Raw genomic sequence first — 14,949 nt, 5'->3', positions numbered from 1 at the left:
GTAAGGGTCTTCTATTATTCAATAAACTGATCAAAGAAATCTAAAACAGCCCGATAAACTTTCATTTCGTTTTCTTTTTTGGAAAAGCCATGTCCTTCGTCTTCTAACACCATATAGGAGATAGCCGTGCCGTTCTTATTTAACGCTTCAACCACTTTATCAGATTCAGCCTTGACGACCCGTGGGTCCTTTGCCCCTTGTATGACTAGCATCGGTTTGGTCATCATGTCGACATAAGTGATGGGTGAGTCCTTAATAAACCTTTCTCTGTCCTCAACGGGATCTCCAACCCATTGTTTCATGATAGGCTTCCAGTGTTCAGGAACGGAGTCGACAAAGGAAAACAGATCACTGACCCCAAAAATATCAACGACCGCCTTAAAGTAATCAGCATGTCTCCCATGCAGGAGAAGCGCCATATAACCCCCGTAGCTCCCCCCCATTAAGAGGATTTTATCTCGGTCAGCATAACCTTGCTTGATGATATACTCTAAGCCTTCAACGTTATCCAGCCGGGGCCCATGACCCCAGTCTCCTTCAACCATCTTCATAAATTTAAGTCCATATTGACTAGATCCGCGGAAATTTGGCGCAAATATGCTATACCCACGGTTCACTAGAAATTGAAATAACGCTCTGAACCATTTTCGCTCAGCAGATTGTGGCCCGCCATGTGGCCACAAAATCACATGACCATTGTTTACATCCTCTTTTGCCTTGAAAAACAGGGCTTCGATTTCCATTCCGTCAAAGGAAGGATATTTGAGGATCTCGGGTTCAACGAGGGTGTTTTCAGGTACGCCTGGCACTTCATACGCGGTTAAGGGTGACCATTCGGTAGCGTTGTGTGGTTTAGTATAGATATTATGGGGGCGAGTGGCGTTACGCCCTAAAAGGTATAAGTTGCCTTTCTCACTGACAACCAGCTTCTCAATGACGCTCGTTGGAGAATCGATAGAATTATTCTCACCCGTATTTAGATCGTACTGGTATAAACGGTCTTCAACCCCTTTGGCCCCAATGAGATACAAGTGTTGATGTGTTTGATCATAGTGAACAGTGCTCAAAGAGATGCCCTCTATGTCTATGACTTTGGAAAATGATTGTGTTTGAAGGTCATACTTTGCGAGATAGGATGTATCGGCGTGATAGTTTGTAACCATATAGATGTCGTGTTCAGAGATGAATGTAGCGTCACTCACCGTATGTTGTTGGTCCGTTGGTGGCGTTAGCAGGATATCTTCTCCCTTATGACGCACGTACATCAAGCTATATGTATTGGCGAAGTGCTTAGAGTATAAGTAACTCGATTCCTCCGGGCCCACTTCGACGAGAGTGGTCGCCGCCTCCGTTCCTTCAATGAGGCGTGATTCCTCATCCTTCTCTAGGTCATAAACATAGACGTTCAAGTATACTTCGTTATCCTTGTTAGACGTATAATATAGTCTTTGACCATCCTTAGAAAGTTGCGGTTCCATATGTCTGTAGCCTTGTTTGGTGCGCACTGGTTGTAGTGTCCCGCCTTGTGGAGGTAGCGCGTATAATTGTGTATTCTCATCTCCATCCTGATCAAAGCCTGCAATCATATAACGTCCGTTCTTATCGAAGGTAAGCGCTTGACAGCTCTGGTCAATAAATGTCAATGGCTGAGGAAACTGATGAGGGAGATTCATAGACCATAAATTATATTTCCCACTTAAATTGGTACTAAACACGACCTGGGATTCATCAGGACTGACGGCAAAGGTCTGTATGCCGTAGGTACGAAAAAATTGTTCAACATCCGGTTTGTTAAAAGTGATCATAAGGACATTTCCTCCTATCATGTTATTGTTATGGTACTGAATTATAGTTACTATTCCATAAAGAGAAGCAAAATCCTTTTGAATTATTTCGTTATTCGAAAAAAAGCGAGGGAGATGCCTGCTGGGTATCTCTTTTTGTATTTTAAAAAAGGGCTGTATCTAGAGTCGATACATGGAGCAAAAGGTTGTACAAATCTCCCACTCATATTCTTTTAAATCGTCTATATACATATAACAAGTACTCTATGCTCGGAAGGGTCGAGGGTCAATGTTCATGAGGAGGGATCCTATGCTTCACATCGTGGCCTGTATTAAACAGGTGCCTGACACCAAAGTGATTAAAATGAATCCAAAAACAAATACCATGGATCGTGCCAGTGCACCCGCCATTCTCAATCCATATGATGCACACGCTGTTGAAGAGGCAGTGAGAATCAAAAAACGCTATGGTGGGACGGTATCAGTTCTAACCATGGGACCACCCCCTGCCGTTAAGGCCATTCGAAAGTGTATTGAAATCGGTGCCGACGAAGGTTACATGATCTCAGACAAGCGTTTTGCTGGTGCAGATACGTTAGCGACGAGTTACGCTCTAACAAAAGCGTTAGATAAGATCGGTAAGCAAAAACCGATTGACCTTATCGTTTGCGGCAAAATGACGATCGACGGGGATACGGGACAGGTCGGGCCAGGGATCGCAAGAAGATTAGATATCCCACCTTTAACGTCAGTAAAGGAAGTGAAAGAAGTCAATAAGCAGGACGGGTATGCTATTGTGCACCGTAAACTTGAAGACGGATATGAGGTGGTGCGTTCCTCTCTGCCTTGCTTATTCGCTGTTGAGAAGGACATTAACGAAGTCCCTTACTCTCCGTTACCTAATATGATTAAGGCTGCTCAGTATAAGCCCCAAATCTGGGCTGTGAATGACTTGGAGGATGTTGATGTTAAACAGCTGGGTCTAAAGGGGTCACCAACGATCGTGGCCAAAGTATGGCCGCCAGAAAAGCCCCAAGGAGGCGAAATGATAGAAGGTTCAGCTGAGGACCAAGCACGGAAAGTCGTCAATATTGTCATGGAAAAGAAAGAACTGTTTCGTGAGCGGGGAGGGGTATCATGAGCTTTGAAGATTATCGGGGGACGTGGGTATTTTTAGAGGTGAAAGAAGGCAAGATCGCCCAGGTGTCACTGGAATTACTTGGTGCGGGGCGAGAGTTAGCGGATAAACGAGGGGATCAACTTGGAGGGATTTTGATCGGTGAAGGGGTGAAGGAACTAGCAACAGACGCTTTTACATACGGAGCTGACGTCGTTTATGTGTACGACGACCCCATCTTTAAACATTATCGAACGGAGCCGTTTATGGAAGCCCTCATGCATTGTACCAACAAGTACAAGCCGGAAGTTATTCTGTACGGCGCCACATCAAAAGGAAAAGACCTCGCCAGTGCTGTGGCAACGGATTTACCAACCGGGTTAACCGCGGATACCACCCTCTTGGACATCGAAGAGGACACGGGACTGCTATTAGCCAGTCGACCTGCCTTTGGTGGAAACATCATGGCTACGATCCTCTGTAAAAAATATCGGCCTCAGATGGCGACCGTGCGTCCTAAAGTGATGAAAGCCTTAGAACCTGAGCCAGGAAGAAAGGGGGAAATAGTAGAGGAATCGTTGTCCTTAAAGGAGGAGGACGTGCGGACGAAGGTCCTAGAAATCGTACTGGATACGCAAAAACGTGTACGCATCGACGAAGCGGATATTGTCGTCGCTGGAGGCAAAGGGTTAGGAAGTCAAGAAGGCTTCGAACTTATTCACCAATTAGCCAAGGTGCTCGGAGGGGCTGTCGGAGCGAGTCGTGATGTCGTAGAGTCGGGGTGGATCGATCATCATCACCAAGTAGGACAGACCGGAGTAACCGTAACACCGAAGATATACTTTGCCATCGGCATATCTGGCTCTATCCAACATCTCGTGGGAATGCAAAACTCCGGGCTTATCATCGCGATCAATCATGATCCGGACGCCCCTATATTCCAAGCATCACATTATGGCATTGTAGGAGATGCGTTTGAAATCGTGCCGTTACTCATAAAAGAATTTGAAAACGTTTTAGGGTTAGGAGATGTGAGCCATGTCGGAAAAGTTTGATGTGATCGTTGTCGGTGCCGGGCCAGCAGGAACGGCTTGTGCTTATGAATTAGCAAAAGCGGGGGGCGACGTCCTACTGATGGAACGCGGGGAGTATCCTGGTTCTAAAAATGTAATGGGCGGGGTGCTCTATCGTCAAATGATGGAGGACGTGATTCCTGAGTTTTATAAAGAAGCACCGCTCGAACGTCCGATCGTTGAACAACGGTTTATGATGATGGATAAAGCTTCAGCCGTTACCTTTGGATATAAAGGTTTAGAATGGGGAGAAGAACCGTATAACAACTTTACTGTGTTACGGGCCAAGTTTGATCAGTGGTTTGCGGAGAAAGCCGTTGAACAAGGCGCCCTACTCGTAAACGAAACGGTGGCTAGAGCATGTATCGTTGAAAACGGCAAAGTCGTGGGTGTACGAACGGATCGGCCCGACGGTGATGTGTATGCGGATGTGGTCGTTTTGGCGGACGGAGTAAATTCTCTTCTGGCAAAGCAACTCGGCTTTCACCGTGAATGGAAACCGGATGAAGTGGCATTAGCGACCATGGAAGTGATTAAACTCGACAGTAAAACGATTGAAAGTCGATTTAATCTAGAGAAGAACCAAGGCTGCACCATTGAAATGTTCGGAGACGCCACCAAAAACCTTATGGGCACAGGATTTTTATATACGAATAAAGACACGATCAGTATTGGCATTGGAACGTTACTTTCTGGCTTCATCAAGCATAAAATGAAACCATACGATCTACTCGAATATGTGAAGGAGCACCCGATGATTCGACCGTATATCCAAGGTGGCGAATCGAAGGAATACTTGGCTCACCTTATACCGGAAGGGGGCTATCATTCTATGCCACGCGTCGCTGGAAACGGGGTTGTTGTGGTCGGAGACGCCGCACAATTAGTGAACGCCATACACAGAGAAGGGTCTAACATGGCGATGACCTCGGGCAGACTGGCAGCAGAGACCATATTAAAAGCCAAAGCAGAGGATGATTATTCTGAGGACGTATTAGATGAATATCGGATGAAACTCATGAATAGTTTTGTTGGTAAGGACATGGAAAAATACAAGGATACCGTACACACCTTTGATAAATTTCCGCAATATTTTGAAGAATATATACCCATGATGAACAAAGCGGCCAGTCAAATGCTCACTGTAGATGGTGTCCCCAAAAGAGAGAAACAAAAGAAAATATGGAGAGAAATCGGGACCGCTGGAGAGAAATTAAAAATCGCCCGAGACATATACCGGGCTTGGAAGGTGATGAAGTGATGAGCGAGCCAAAACTGGCACAGACCATTGAAGAAAAGCAGTATTTGGTCAGGTTTAACGCGGACACGGAATCCCATCTTCACGTCAAGGATCCCGAAATCTGTATGACTGATTGTCCCGATAAGCTGTGTACCATATTTTGTCCTGCAGAAATCTACAAGTGGGAAGACATCCGCATGCATGTCGGCTATGAGGGCTGCCATGAGTGTGGAGCCTGTCGCATCGGTTGCCCTTATGAGAACATCGACTGGGTGTACCCAAAAGGCGGCCACGGTATCGTCTTCCGTTTGGGGTGAATCATGTACAAGATCGGTGATCATGTCATTTATGTTCGCGATGGTGTTAGAGGGGTTGTGATGGGCGTACATGAGCGGAAGTGTCATGTCATTTGGGAAGATCATTTTTGTAGCTGGGAGGCGTTTGAGCTTATTCAGCTAGATCTGTCGGCTAGAGAGAAAGATCTAAGATAATTAAGCTCAAATCATGATAATTGAAGTTTACACGTCATGAAGGTAAAAGGAGACGTAAAGTCTCATTTTGCCTTCTTTTTATTTTACCGCCCATAAACGAGTCTCGTTATGATATTGTAGATGTAAAGGACCTTGTTCCTGTCATAAGAAACATTATCACTTGGAGGACACCATACTATGTCACCGACGAATGTGGAGCACAATACATCCACTCAACTACCAGTACATAAACAAAGAAGTTGGATTAAAAGAATGTTTAGTAAGAAGGGCTTATATGCAGGTGTGGTGTTAACCTTACTCATAGCTCTACTCGCGGGACAACTCGTTGCTTTGCCTTTGTTGTCCATCATGGGCGTTATGATTTTATCTATATTACTCGGGATGGGATGGAAAGCCACTTTCGGCGTTCCAACGTTTGCCACTGAGGGCGTACAATTCAGTACAAAGTATCTGTTAAGGGCCGGTATTATCTTAATGGGACTTCGCTTAAATTTAGAACAGATATATGCGGCAGGTATGACCGTTTTAGCCGTGGACCTTATTGTCATTGTGTTCACCCTAGTCATCATGCTTTACTTAGGGCATAAGCTTGCAATCGATGCGCATTCATCCGCTTTAATAGCAGTAGGGACTGCTGTTTGTGGGGCAGCCGCGATTGTCGCCGTAGCCCCCCTGATTGGGGCTAAAAAAGCCCAAACGGCGATCGCTGTCTCCTATATCGCGGTGTTAGGGACGATTGGCACCATGATTTATACATTTATATACCCGTTCCTCGGGGTGACACCTGATACTTATGGCCTATTTGTAGGTGCGACGTTACATGAATTGGCCCATGTGATTGCCGCCGCAGCACCCGCAGGTGAAGTGAGTAGTGAAACGGCTATTCTCGTCAAGCTAGGTAGAGTCGCTCTGCTCATTCCTGTCGCTTTATTCCTTGCGTATTGGTTTGAACGAAAGGAAGGTGCTCAACACCCGCATCACCGTCAGGATAACCAGACATTAATGCATCGTTTTAAAAACCTGCCGATCCCTTGGTTCGTCATCGGATTTTTATTGCTCAGTATGATTAATACGCTAGGTGTTGTACCTATAGGGCTTACACACTTTCTCATTGCATTAAGTGTGCTATTCTTATCGATGGCTATGGCCGGACTTGGACTAAGTATTCATGTTAGAGAATTTAAGCAAATAGGACTACGCACCGTTAGCTACGGTGTGCTGGGTTACGCAAGCCTAGTGATACTAGGGGTGCTTCTCGTAAACATCCTTTCACATTGATGTTCTAGTAAAAGTCACGCTAGCTAGTGCTAATTAAGGCTAGCTTGTGAACCCGCGTAAAAGGAGTGTATTAAAGAAAATCTTAATCTATAGAGGGAGGTTCAATGATGAGCTTTAGTTATGTTACGCATTTATACTGTCCCAAATGTGATGCACATTACGATGTTAATCAAGCGCATCATTTGTGTCAGTGTGGCTCGCCCTTGCTCGTCGACTATGATCTTGATGCCCTATCAGACAATTTTAAAACAACGATGTTAAAAGAGCGTAAGCCCACACTTTGGAGATACCATGAGTTACTCCCCGTTAAGCGTGAAAAACATGTCGTATCCCTAGGAGAAGGGATGACACCGCTTCTCTCCATGCCTCGTATTGGCGAGAATATGGGCATTCCTCATTTATATATGAAGGATGAAGGGATGGTCCCTTCTGGTTCATTCAAAGCGCGTGGCGCTGCTGTCGGTGTGTCAAAAGCAAAGGAGTTAGGGGTTGAGGCGATCGCCATGCCAACCAATGGGAATGCTGGTGCGGCATGGGCCTTATACGCTGCGAGAGCGGGTATAAAATCATACATTGTCATGCCCGTGAGCGCTCCCACCATCACAAGACTTGAAGTGGCACTGTCAGGGGCTCATTTAAACCTTGTGGACGGATTAATCAGTGATGCCGGTCGTATTGTGGCGCAGGCCGTACAAGACGTCGGCTTCTATGATGCCTCCACCTTAAAGGAGCCTTACCGTATTGAAGGGAAGAAGACAATGGGTCTAGAAATAGCAGAGCAGTTGGACTGGCAGATGCCGGATGTCATCCTTTATCCTACTGGAGGTGGCGTAGGTCTCATCGGCATCTATAAAGCGCTGAAGGAATTGATGGCTATGGGGTGGATAGAAGGGCCGTTGCCTCGACTTGTGGCTGTACAATCAACGGGGTGTGCGCCGATTGTTCAGGCGTGGGAGGATAAGAAAGAAGAGTCGACCTTCTGGACAGACGCTTCGACCATTGCCTTCGGCATTAACGTTCCTAAAGCGATAGGGGATTTCCTTGTATTAGAGGCGATCTATGAGACTGACGGGTGTGCCATGGCCGTAGACGATACAGCCATTGTGCAGGAACAACAGTGTATAGCTTCACTTGAAGGTGCTTTTATTTGTCCTGAAGGGGCCGCGACGTTTGTAGCCGCTCGACAGTTAAGGGAGCATGGATGGATAAAAGATCATGATACTGTGATCGCCCTCAACACAGGTCAAGGGATTAAGTATCCGGACACGATGCAAGTAGAAGCCCCTGTGTTAAAGCCGGGAGATCGACTAAAGTTAAAAAATTAAGACAAAAAACCTATTGAAATAAATGCTAAGATGAGGTTTAATGTAGACAAGGTTACACATAAAATAACAAAATATGCCATTTAAAAGTGCTTAAGTTTTCATTGCAAGCTTAAGATAATAGGGAAACCGGTGTGAATCCGGTGCAGCCCCCGCTACTGTATACGTGATGAAATTGTCAACCACTGGCGATTTGCTGGGAAGGGACAAGAGTAAGATGAACGTGAGCCAGGAAACCTGCTTTTAAATGTAACGACCATTCTTCGGAGGGGAGAATTAAGGTGAAGACAACGCGTACTCATGTCATCTCGTTACTGACAATAGATGAGTGCCCGTGCTTAACGATTGTCAACGTATGTCTCAAACCTTAACCTTCGTGTTAAGGTTTTTTTAATAGCATGAATGCTAGATTGGTGAGCTAGTTGTACAACTGAATACAAACAGGATTAGGTGCGGTTCTTATGCAGCCAACGTTCATTCGGCGTTGCTAAGGATCGCTTAAAAGGGAAGAACGGTGAAAGTCCGTCACGGTGCCCGCCACTGTAATGGGGAGTGAGTGGTTGATGTCACTGAGATAATTCTAGTAAAAGGAGCTAGATTGTTTTGGGAAGACGCCACATCAACGATGAACCTAAGTCAGGAGACCTGCCTACTATCCTGTTCGCTTCACAGCCTACGGGTTATAGGTGTGTGTAGAAATCGAGTGGACAAGTTTACGGTCTCGTACGTTATTTCTGCACCTCTATCTTCGTAGAGGTGCATTTTTTAGTTGTATCTATACCATTATTATTCATTCATGCAAAAAGGAGGTAAAAAAATGGAGTTAATGTCATTTGCGCTGTTTGCCATTATGGTAGGCATGCGCCATGGAGTTGATGGCGACCATATCGCCGCCATTGCTGACATGGTTGGAAGTGAAGAAGAAAAAAGTAGACAAGTCACGCTAGGTGTCATGTATGCCTGCGGACACGGGATGATGGTTTTGTTCGTAGGACTGTTAACCATTTTCTTCGGAACCCGACTTTCAAGTCCTGTTCAACAATGGATGGAAGGGCTCGTAAGTTTAACATTGATTATCTTAGGAGGTGTCATCATTTACAGTGTCTATCGGACTAAGAAAGATGATCAGCTCAAAAGTCGCATCACCCTCATCCAAGAGTGGTTGACTGCAAAGTTGCCAAGTGCTTCATTCTCACCTGTGAAAATGGGGGCTGTAGGGGCCATGATTGTAGGTATTATTCACGGTATAGGCGTTGAGAGCCCAAGTCAGATTGCTATCATATCGTCAGCATTTGGTTTAGATACTTACTCAGCGGCAACCATTCACCTTTTGTTATTCGTCGTTGGGCTCCTGTTTTCTACGATTTTAGTGACGCTTCTATTATCTTGGGGTTTTATTAAAGCGAGATTTAAACGACATCTGTACATGGTATTGGGACTCATAACGGGAGTGTACAGTATCGGATTAGGACTGTTTATGATCACAGAAATCATGGGTGGAGGTGTGTAGAATGAAAGGAAAATTATGGGTAATTGGATTCGGTCCTGGGAGTTTTGACCATATTACGAAGCGGGCACAGGAAGCCATTGAAGATAGCGATTGTGTCATTGGATACAAAACGTATATCCAATTGATCGAAGGTTTACTAAGTGGACAAGAAATCATAAGTACAGGCATGTCCGAAGAAGTGAGCAGGGCTCAAGCGGCTGTGAAACTAGCGGAACAGGGACGCAAGGTTGCCGTCATTTCCAGTGGTGATGCTGGGGTATATGGGATGGCAGGGTTAGTATATGAGGTCCTCGTTGAAAAAGGTTGGAAGGAGGACACGGGTGTCGCTGTAGAGGTGGTGCCTGGCATATCCGCCATCAACTCTTGTGCTTCACGACTCGGGGCACCCGTTATGCATGACGCTTGTACCATCAGTCTTAGTGATCATTTAACGCCATGGGAGCTCATTGCCAAAAGAATTGAGGCGGCGGCAGCAGCAGACTTCGTGGTGTCATTGTATAACCCTAAAAGTGGTCGACGTACAAAACAGATAGTCGAAGCTCAAAAGATACTACTGCGTTACCGTTCACCGGAAACGCCTGTGGGTCTAGTTAAAAGTGCGTACCGGGATCGTGAACATGTCGTCATCACGACATTGAAGGACATGCTTGAGCACGAAATAGGCATGCTAACCACGGTGATTATCGGGAACGCATCCACTTTTCTATACGATAACAAAATGATTACACCGAGGGGTTATCAACGCAAGTATACGCTGGATAAAGAGGAACAACGCCTAAAGCCGGCAGAACGTCTAAAACCTGAGAACGAGCCGTGGGCTTTACATGCAGGGGATCATCATGAGACGTCCTCGTCGTCTGCAACACCGGCGTCAAGACCTTTAGATTGGGCGAGTCAAGCCCTCCAAGCCGTCACTCAAGACGGTTATGAGAGCCAATCGCATGTCGCTTATGCTCAGTCACAAGGGCAGGAGCAAGCCCCCATTTTTGAATTAGCAGTGAGCCCAGGGGTTGCTAATAAGAATTTGACATCGCAACAACTGCTCACCATTGCTCAGGTCGTGGGAGAGCAAGGGCAGATGTCCTATACACCAGACCATCATCTGCTTCTTCAAATACCGACACATAATCCAGACGATATAACAGAAGCACTAGAGCGAGAAGGATTGATCTTGACTCCTGTTGGAGACGTTTTTCAATTGAAGGCGTGTGACTTCTGTGAAGGGGAGAAAAAGGATGCTATTCCATACGCAGAAGAAATCCAAGAGAAACTCGGGGGCATCGATCTCCCCAAAGAACTTAAATTAGGTTTTAACGGTTGCGGGATGGCTTGTTACGGTGCTGTTAATGACGATATTGGTATCGTCTATCGGAAAGGTGCCTTTGACCTATTCTTAGGTGGAAAAACAGTTGGGCGTACAGCACACCCGGGACAAATCGTGGCTGAAGGCGTATCCCCTGAAGATATCGTCAACATTGTAGAGCAAATTATTTTAGAGTATAAAGAACGCGGACATCCCAACGAGAGATTCCATAAGTTCTTTAAGCGTGTCCAAAGCATACAAGGCTTTCCTTATCGAGATGTGACACCGAAGCTCGATATCGAACCAGCTGCCTGTGGAGAGGATTAAAAGGAGGAATGGAGATGAAAGGAATCTTATTTGTCGGTCACGGTAGTCGTGATCCTGAAGGAAATGATGAAGTCCGTCACATGATCGAAAAAATTGCACCAACGTATGCATCTGACCATATTGTTGAGACTTGTTTTTTAGAATTTGAAAGTCCGAACGTTAATCAAGGCATTGACAAGTGTGTGGCCAGAGGTGCTACACATGTCGTCCTCATTCCTATCATGCTTTTACCCGCAGGACATTCGAAAATACACATCCCAGCTGCGATTGATGAAGCGAAACAAAAACACGCTAATGTCAGCTTCACCTATGGGCGTCCGATAGGGGCTCATGAGCAAGCGCTTGAGATCTGCCAGCACAGACTGGAGGAGCAGGGTGAGAATGTATTTGCACCAGAAGAAGGTACCGCTGTCATTGTCTTAGGACGAGGTGGAAGTGACCCGGACGCTAACGGTGAACTTTATAAAATAACGAGGCTTCTATGGGAAAAACTTGATTATGCTCTTGTCGAACCAGCCTTTATGGGGGTGACGACACCTTTATTAGAAGAGAGTGTCTCGCGCTGCATAAAGCTGGGTGCACAGAAAATTGTCATACTGCCCTACTTCCTGTTTACCGGCATCTTGATCAAACGCTTAGAACGCATGGTACAAGACTTTGAGCTGCAATACCCCAAACACCAGTTTATGTTAACACATTATTTTGGTTTCCACGAAAACCTTGCAAATATCATCAGAGAGCGTACAGAAGAAGCGTTGAAAGACGATGTACAAATGAACTGTGATACTTGCCAGTACAGACTTGAAGCGATGGCACATATCGATCATCACCACCATCATGACCATGATCATCATCACGATCACGATCACCATCACCATCACAAGCCTGGGCTTGCAGCACAACACCACCAAGACTAATCGTGTGTGGAAGGAGAAAACGTCATATGATTCTGTGTTTGACCGGGACAAGTGATGCGAGAGCGCTCGCGATACGAATGAAACAAGAAGGATTTCAAGTTTTAACCACAGTGGTGACTGAGAATGCGGCCATCGCCTTACAGGAGGTAGGCCTAGAGGTGCAAATTGGACGGCTAACCGCGCAGGATATGATGGCCCTCATTCGTGACCGACACATTCGGCTCATTGTCGATGCGAGCCACCCTTTTGCCGAGGAAGCGAGCAAACACGCACGTCAGGCGGCTGATGAATGTCAGATTCCTTATATTCGTTATGAACGGGAGAACCAAGTGTTTGATGACGAGAATATGATTCGAGTGAATGGATATGAGGAAGCAGCCGAGGTGGCCGCTCAAAAGAGAGGGGTGATCATGCTCACGACAGGAAGTAAAACCTTACACGTATTTACCGAGCGATTGCAAGATCTTCCGGGGACGAGACTGCTTGCCCGTATGCTTCCCCGCAAAGATAACATGGAAAAGTGTGAACGACTGGGGGTAGCACAGAAAGATATTATCGCCATACAAGGCCCCTTTACAAAAGAACTGAACCAAGCTTTATACAAGCAGTATGGTGTGACGTTGATGATTACCAAAGAAAGTGGCAAGGCAGGGGCTGTAGACGAGAAAATTCAATCGGCCCGCGAGCTAGGCATCACAACGGTACTGATAAAGCGACCTGATATGGACTATGGCACCTGCTACTCTACGTTTGATGAGGTGTTGAGCCATATTCAGCACTTAGCCTTGAAATAGACATGCGAGGAGGAATCAGGATGGATTTTAAAACGACGTTTAAGCCGACGACGATTCAACCACAACAAATTGAGGGAAATAGCTTTGACATCATTGACCAGGAGATAGGCGAGCACACTTTTACTGAAGCGGAGTACAGAGTGGTGCAGAGGGTCATACACGCTTCAGCCGATTTTGATCTTGGTCGTAGCTTAGTGTTTCACCCGAAAGCGATGCAGGCAGGGGTTGAGGCGGTACGTGCAGGGAAGACAGTGGTGGCAGATGTCCAGATGGTGCAAGTGGGCATTAACAAACCCCGGTTGGAGCGATTTGGATGTGACGTTCATGTATATATCTCTGATCCGGACGTCATTCAAGAAGCGAAACGTTTAGACACCACACGTGCCATTATATCCATGCGCAAAGCCATCAAAGAAGCGCAGGGAGGTATCTTTGCTATTGGGAATGCGCCCACAGCATTATTAGAGCTGATACGACTCATCAAGGAGGGCATAGCAAAGCCTGCGTTGGTGGTTGGCCTGCCCGTAGGCTTCGTCTCTGCTGCCGAATCTAAGGAAGAGCTGTCCAAGCTTGACGTCCCATTCATCACCAACATTGGAAGGAAGGGTGGAAGTACAGTTACTGTAGCGGCTGTGAACGCCATCACCAACTTGGCTCATCAGGAGTAAATGGTATGAGTAAATCAATCGTCAAAGAAGAGCGTTTGAGAGAAGGCTATACCACAGGGGCTTGTGCCACGGCAGCGACAAAAGCTGCTCTTCTCACTTTGATAAAAGGAAAAGCCATTCAATCGGTCACCATACGTCTTCCGGTCGGAAAGGATGCCACATTCACCTCACAGTGTTGTGAGTGGACGGCAAATCAAGCCACCGTGGGGGTGATTAAAGACGCTGGAGATGATCCAGATGCCACGCATGGCATGCTTATAAAATCAACGGTGTCGTGGTCTGCATCAGCGGGGATTTCTCTTGATGGCGGACAAGGCGTAGGTCGGGTCACGAAAAAGGGGCTCCCTGTTCCAGTCGGGGAAGCGGCCATTAATCCCGTCCCACGAAAAATGATAAGAGGTATCGTTGAAGACATCGTCGAGGCGTATCACATTTCACAGGGCATTCACGTTGAGATATCTGCTCCTGCAGGAGAGGAAGTGGCTAAAAAGACCTTAAATGAACGCTTAGGGATCATCGGTGGGATTTCAATACTGGGGACACGAGGCACGGTCAAACCTTTTTCCTCGGCCGCCTTCAAAGCGAGCATTGCCCAGGCAATAAGTGTGGCCCAATCGAGTGGTTGTCAACACGTCGTCATCACGACCGGTGGGCGGAGTGAGAAGTATGCTATTCAACAATATCCTCATCTGCCGCAAGAGGCGTTTATAGAAATGGGAGATTTTGTAGGCTTTACGCTCAAGCAATGTAAACGACAAGGGATCAAAAAGGTGTCCATGGTTGGCATGATGGGGAAATTCTCCAAAGTGGCTCAAGGTACGATGATGGTTCACTCAAAAAGCGCGCCCGTCGACTTTGATTTTTTGGCCCGTCTCGCCGAGCAAGTGGGAGCCGCATCCCCTCTACTAGAGGAGATTCGTGAAGCCAATACGGCGTCTGAAGTAGGCGAATTGATGACATCTCATGGTTATCATACTTTCTTTGAAAAGCTATGCCAATCTTGCTGTTTGTCAGCCTTAAAAGAAGTGAATGGAGGAATGGAAGTGGAAACAAGCTTATACACATTAAAAGGCGCATTTTTAGGAAAGGCAGTCGAAAAAGATGAGCATGCAAGCAAACGTTAGA

Annotated in this window: 14 protein-coding genes and 2 riboswitches; of the genes, 13 read left to right on the top strand and 1 reads right to left on the bottom strand. The window is 46.3% G+C overall.

The window, feature by feature from the left end:
- Window positions 1–14: 14 nt before the first annotated feature.
- On the bottom strand, window positions 15–1,805 hold the full coding sequence (locus JKM87_RS14795; protein WP_202081147.1) for a S9 family peptidase: 1,791 nt from the start codon (window positions 1,803–1,805) through the stop codon (window positions 15–17).
- A gap of 289 nt (window positions 1,806–2,094) precedes the next feature.
- On the opposite strand from JKM87_RS14795, the gene JKM87_RS14790 reads away from it, so the two are divergent.
- The 13 genes from JKM87_RS14790 to JKM87_RS14730 all read left to right on the top strand — a co-directional run bounded on the left by JKM87_RS14790 (window position 2,095) and on the right by JKM87_RS14730 (window position 14,948).
- The gene (locus tag JKM87_RS14790) at window positions 2,095–2,925 is read left to right on the top strand and encodes an electron transfer flavoprotein subunit beta/FixA family protein (RefSeq protein WP_202081146.1); all 831 of its coding nucleotides are present in this window, start codon (window positions 2,095–2,097) and stop codon (window positions 2,923–2,925) included.
- Complete coding sequence (locus JKM87_RS14785) at window positions 2,922–3,956, top strand: electron transfer flavoprotein subunit alpha/FixB family protein (protein ID WP_202081145.1); 1,035 nt, start codon at window positions 2,922–2,924, stop codon at window positions 3,954–3,956. Before JKM87_RS14790 ends, JKM87_RS14785 begins: the two co-directional genes overlap by 4 nt.
- A complete protein-coding gene (locus tag JKM87_RS14780; RefSeq protein ID WP_202081144.1) occupies window positions 3,940–5,235 on the top strand; it encodes an FAD-dependent oxidoreductase in 1,296 nt (431 codons plus the stop codon). Before JKM87_RS14785 ends, JKM87_RS14780 begins: the two co-directional genes overlap by 17 nt.
- Window positions 5,235–5,531, top strand: a complete 297-nt coding sequence (locus JKM87_RS14775; RefSeq protein ID WP_202081198.1) for a ferredoxin family protein — start codon at window positions 5,235–5,237, stop codon at window positions 5,529–5,531. The genes JKM87_RS14780 and JKM87_RS14775 overlap by 1 nt, the downstream gene beginning before the upstream one ends.
- A 3-nt stretch (window positions 5,532–5,534) precedes the next feature.
- The gene (locus tag JKM87_RS14770) at window positions 5,535–5,705 is read left to right on the top strand and encodes a hypothetical protein (RefSeq protein ID WP_202081143.1); all 171 of its coding nucleotides are present in this window, start codon (window positions 5,535–5,537) and stop codon (window positions 5,703–5,705) included.
- Between the two features lie 177 nt (window positions 5,706–5,882).
- Complete coding sequence (locus tag JKM87_RS14765) at window positions 5,883–6,983, top strand: YeiH family protein (protein ID WP_202081142.1); 1,101 nt, start codon at window positions 5,883–5,885, stop codon at window positions 6,981–6,983.
- Between the two features lie 107 nt (window positions 6,984–7,090).
- A complete protein-coding gene (locus JKM87_RS14760; protein WP_202081141.1) occupies window positions 7,091–8,308 on the top strand; it encodes a threonine synthase in 1,218 nt (405 codons plus the stop codon).
- Window positions 8,309–8,375: 67 nt separating this feature from the next.
- Window positions 8,376–8,564: riboswitch (cobalamin riboswitch) on the top strand.
- Between the two features lie 177 nt (window positions 8,565–8,741).
- Window positions 8,742–8,972, top strand: a riboswitch (cobalamin riboswitch).
- A gap of 150 nt (window positions 8,973–9,122) precedes the next feature.
- Window positions 9,123–9,815: a High-affinity nickel-transporter gene (locus JKM87_RS14755; RefSeq protein ID WP_202081140.1), complete on the top strand. Its 693-nt coding sequence runs from the start codon at window positions 9,123–9,125 to the stop codon at window positions 9,813–9,815.
- Window position 9,816: 1 nt separating this feature from the next.
- Window positions 9,817–11,445: a precorrin-3B C(17)-methyltransferase gene (cobJ, locus tag JKM87_RS14750; protein WP_202081139.1), complete on the top strand. Its 1,629-nt coding sequence runs from the start codon at window positions 9,817–9,819 to the stop codon at window positions 11,443–11,445.
- Window positions 11,446–11,459: 14 nt separating this feature from the next.
- Window positions 11,460–12,362 (top strand): sirohydrochlorin chelatase, encoded by a 903-nt coding sequence (locus tag JKM87_RS14745; protein ID WP_202081138.1) that lies wholly within the window; start codon window positions 11,460–11,462, stop codon window positions 12,360–12,362.
- 26 nt (window positions 12,363–12,388) lie between these two features.
- Entirely contained in the window at window positions 12,389–13,156 is a 768-nt protein-coding gene (cobK, locus tag JKM87_RS14740) for a precorrin-6A reductase (protein ID WP_202081137.1), read from the top strand.
- Window positions 13,157–13,176: 20 nt separating this feature from the next.
- Window positions 13,177–13,824: a precorrin-8X methylmutase gene (locus JKM87_RS14735; RefSeq protein ID WP_202081136.1), complete on the top strand. Its 648-nt coding sequence runs from the start codon at window positions 13,177–13,179 to the stop codon at window positions 13,822–13,824.
- 17 nt (window positions 13,825–13,841) lie between these two features.
- The gene (locus JKM87_RS14730) at window positions 13,842–14,948 is read left to right on the top strand and encodes a cobalt-precorrin-5B (C(1))-methyltransferase (RefSeq protein WP_202081197.1); all 1,107 of its coding nucleotides are present in this window, start codon (window positions 13,842–13,844) and stop codon (window positions 14,946–14,948) included.
- Window position 14,949 lies beyond the last annotated feature (1 nt).

The sequence above is a fragment of the Caldalkalibacillus salinus genome, assembly GCF_016745835.1.
Lineage (GTDB): Bacteria > Bacillota > Bacilli > Caldalkalibacillales > JCM-10596 > Caldalkalibacillus_A > Caldalkalibacillus_A salinus.
This window is presented reverse-complemented; position numbering and strand designations above follow the sequence as displayed.

Bases quoted from the DNA above. Each gene is read 5' to 3' on its own strand.
- JKM87_RS14735 (WP_202081136.1), top strand. From the start codon at position 13,177: ATGGATTTTAAAACGACGTTTAAGCCGACGACGATTCAACCACAACAA.
- JKM87_RS14760 (WP_202081141.1), top strand. From the start codon at position 7,091: ATGAGCTTTAGTTATGTTACGCATTTATACTGTCCCAAATGTGATGCA.
- JKM87_RS14770 (WP_202081143.1), top strand. From the start codon at position 5,535: ATGTACAAGATCGGTGATCATGTCATTTATGTTCGCGATGGTGTTAGA.
- JKM87_RS14745 (WP_202081138.1), top strand. From the start codon at position 11,460: ATGAAAGGAATCTTATTTGTCGGTCACGGTAGTCGTGATCCTGAAGGA.
- JKM87_RS14785 (WP_202081145.1), top strand. From the start codon at position 2,922: ATGAGCTTTGAAGATTATCGGGGGACGTGGGTATTTTTAGAGGTGAAA.
- cobK (WP_202081137.1), top strand. From the start codon at position 12,389: ATGATTCTGTGTTTGACCGGGACAAGTGATGCGAGAGCGCTCGCGATA.
- JKM87_RS14780 (WP_202081144.1), top strand. From the start codon at position 3,940: ATGTCGGAAAAGTTTGATGTGATCGTTGTCGGTGCCGGGCCAGCAGGA.
- JKM87_RS14775 (WP_202081198.1), top strand. From the start codon at position 5,235: ATGAGCGAGCCAAAACTGGCACAGACCATTGAAGAAAAGCAGTATTTG.
- JKM87_RS14790 (WP_202081146.1), top strand. From the start codon at position 2,095: ATGCTTCACATCGTGGCCTGTATTAAACAGGTGCCTGACACCAAAGTG.
- JKM87_RS14795 (WP_202081147.1), bottom strand. From the start codon at position 1,805: ATGATCACTTTTAACAAACCGGATGTTGAACAATTTTTTCGTACCTAC.
- JKM87_RS14755 (WP_202081140.1), top strand. From the start codon at position 9,123: ATGGAGTTAATGTCATTTGCGCTGTTTGCCATTATGGTAGGCATGCGC.
- JKM87_RS14765 (WP_202081142.1), top strand. From the start codon at position 5,883: ATGTCACCGACGAATGTGGAGCACAATACATCCACTCAACTACCAGTA.
- cobJ (WP_202081139.1), top strand. From the start codon at position 9,817: ATGAAAGGAAAATTATGGGTAATTGGATTCGGTCCTGGGAGTTTTGAC.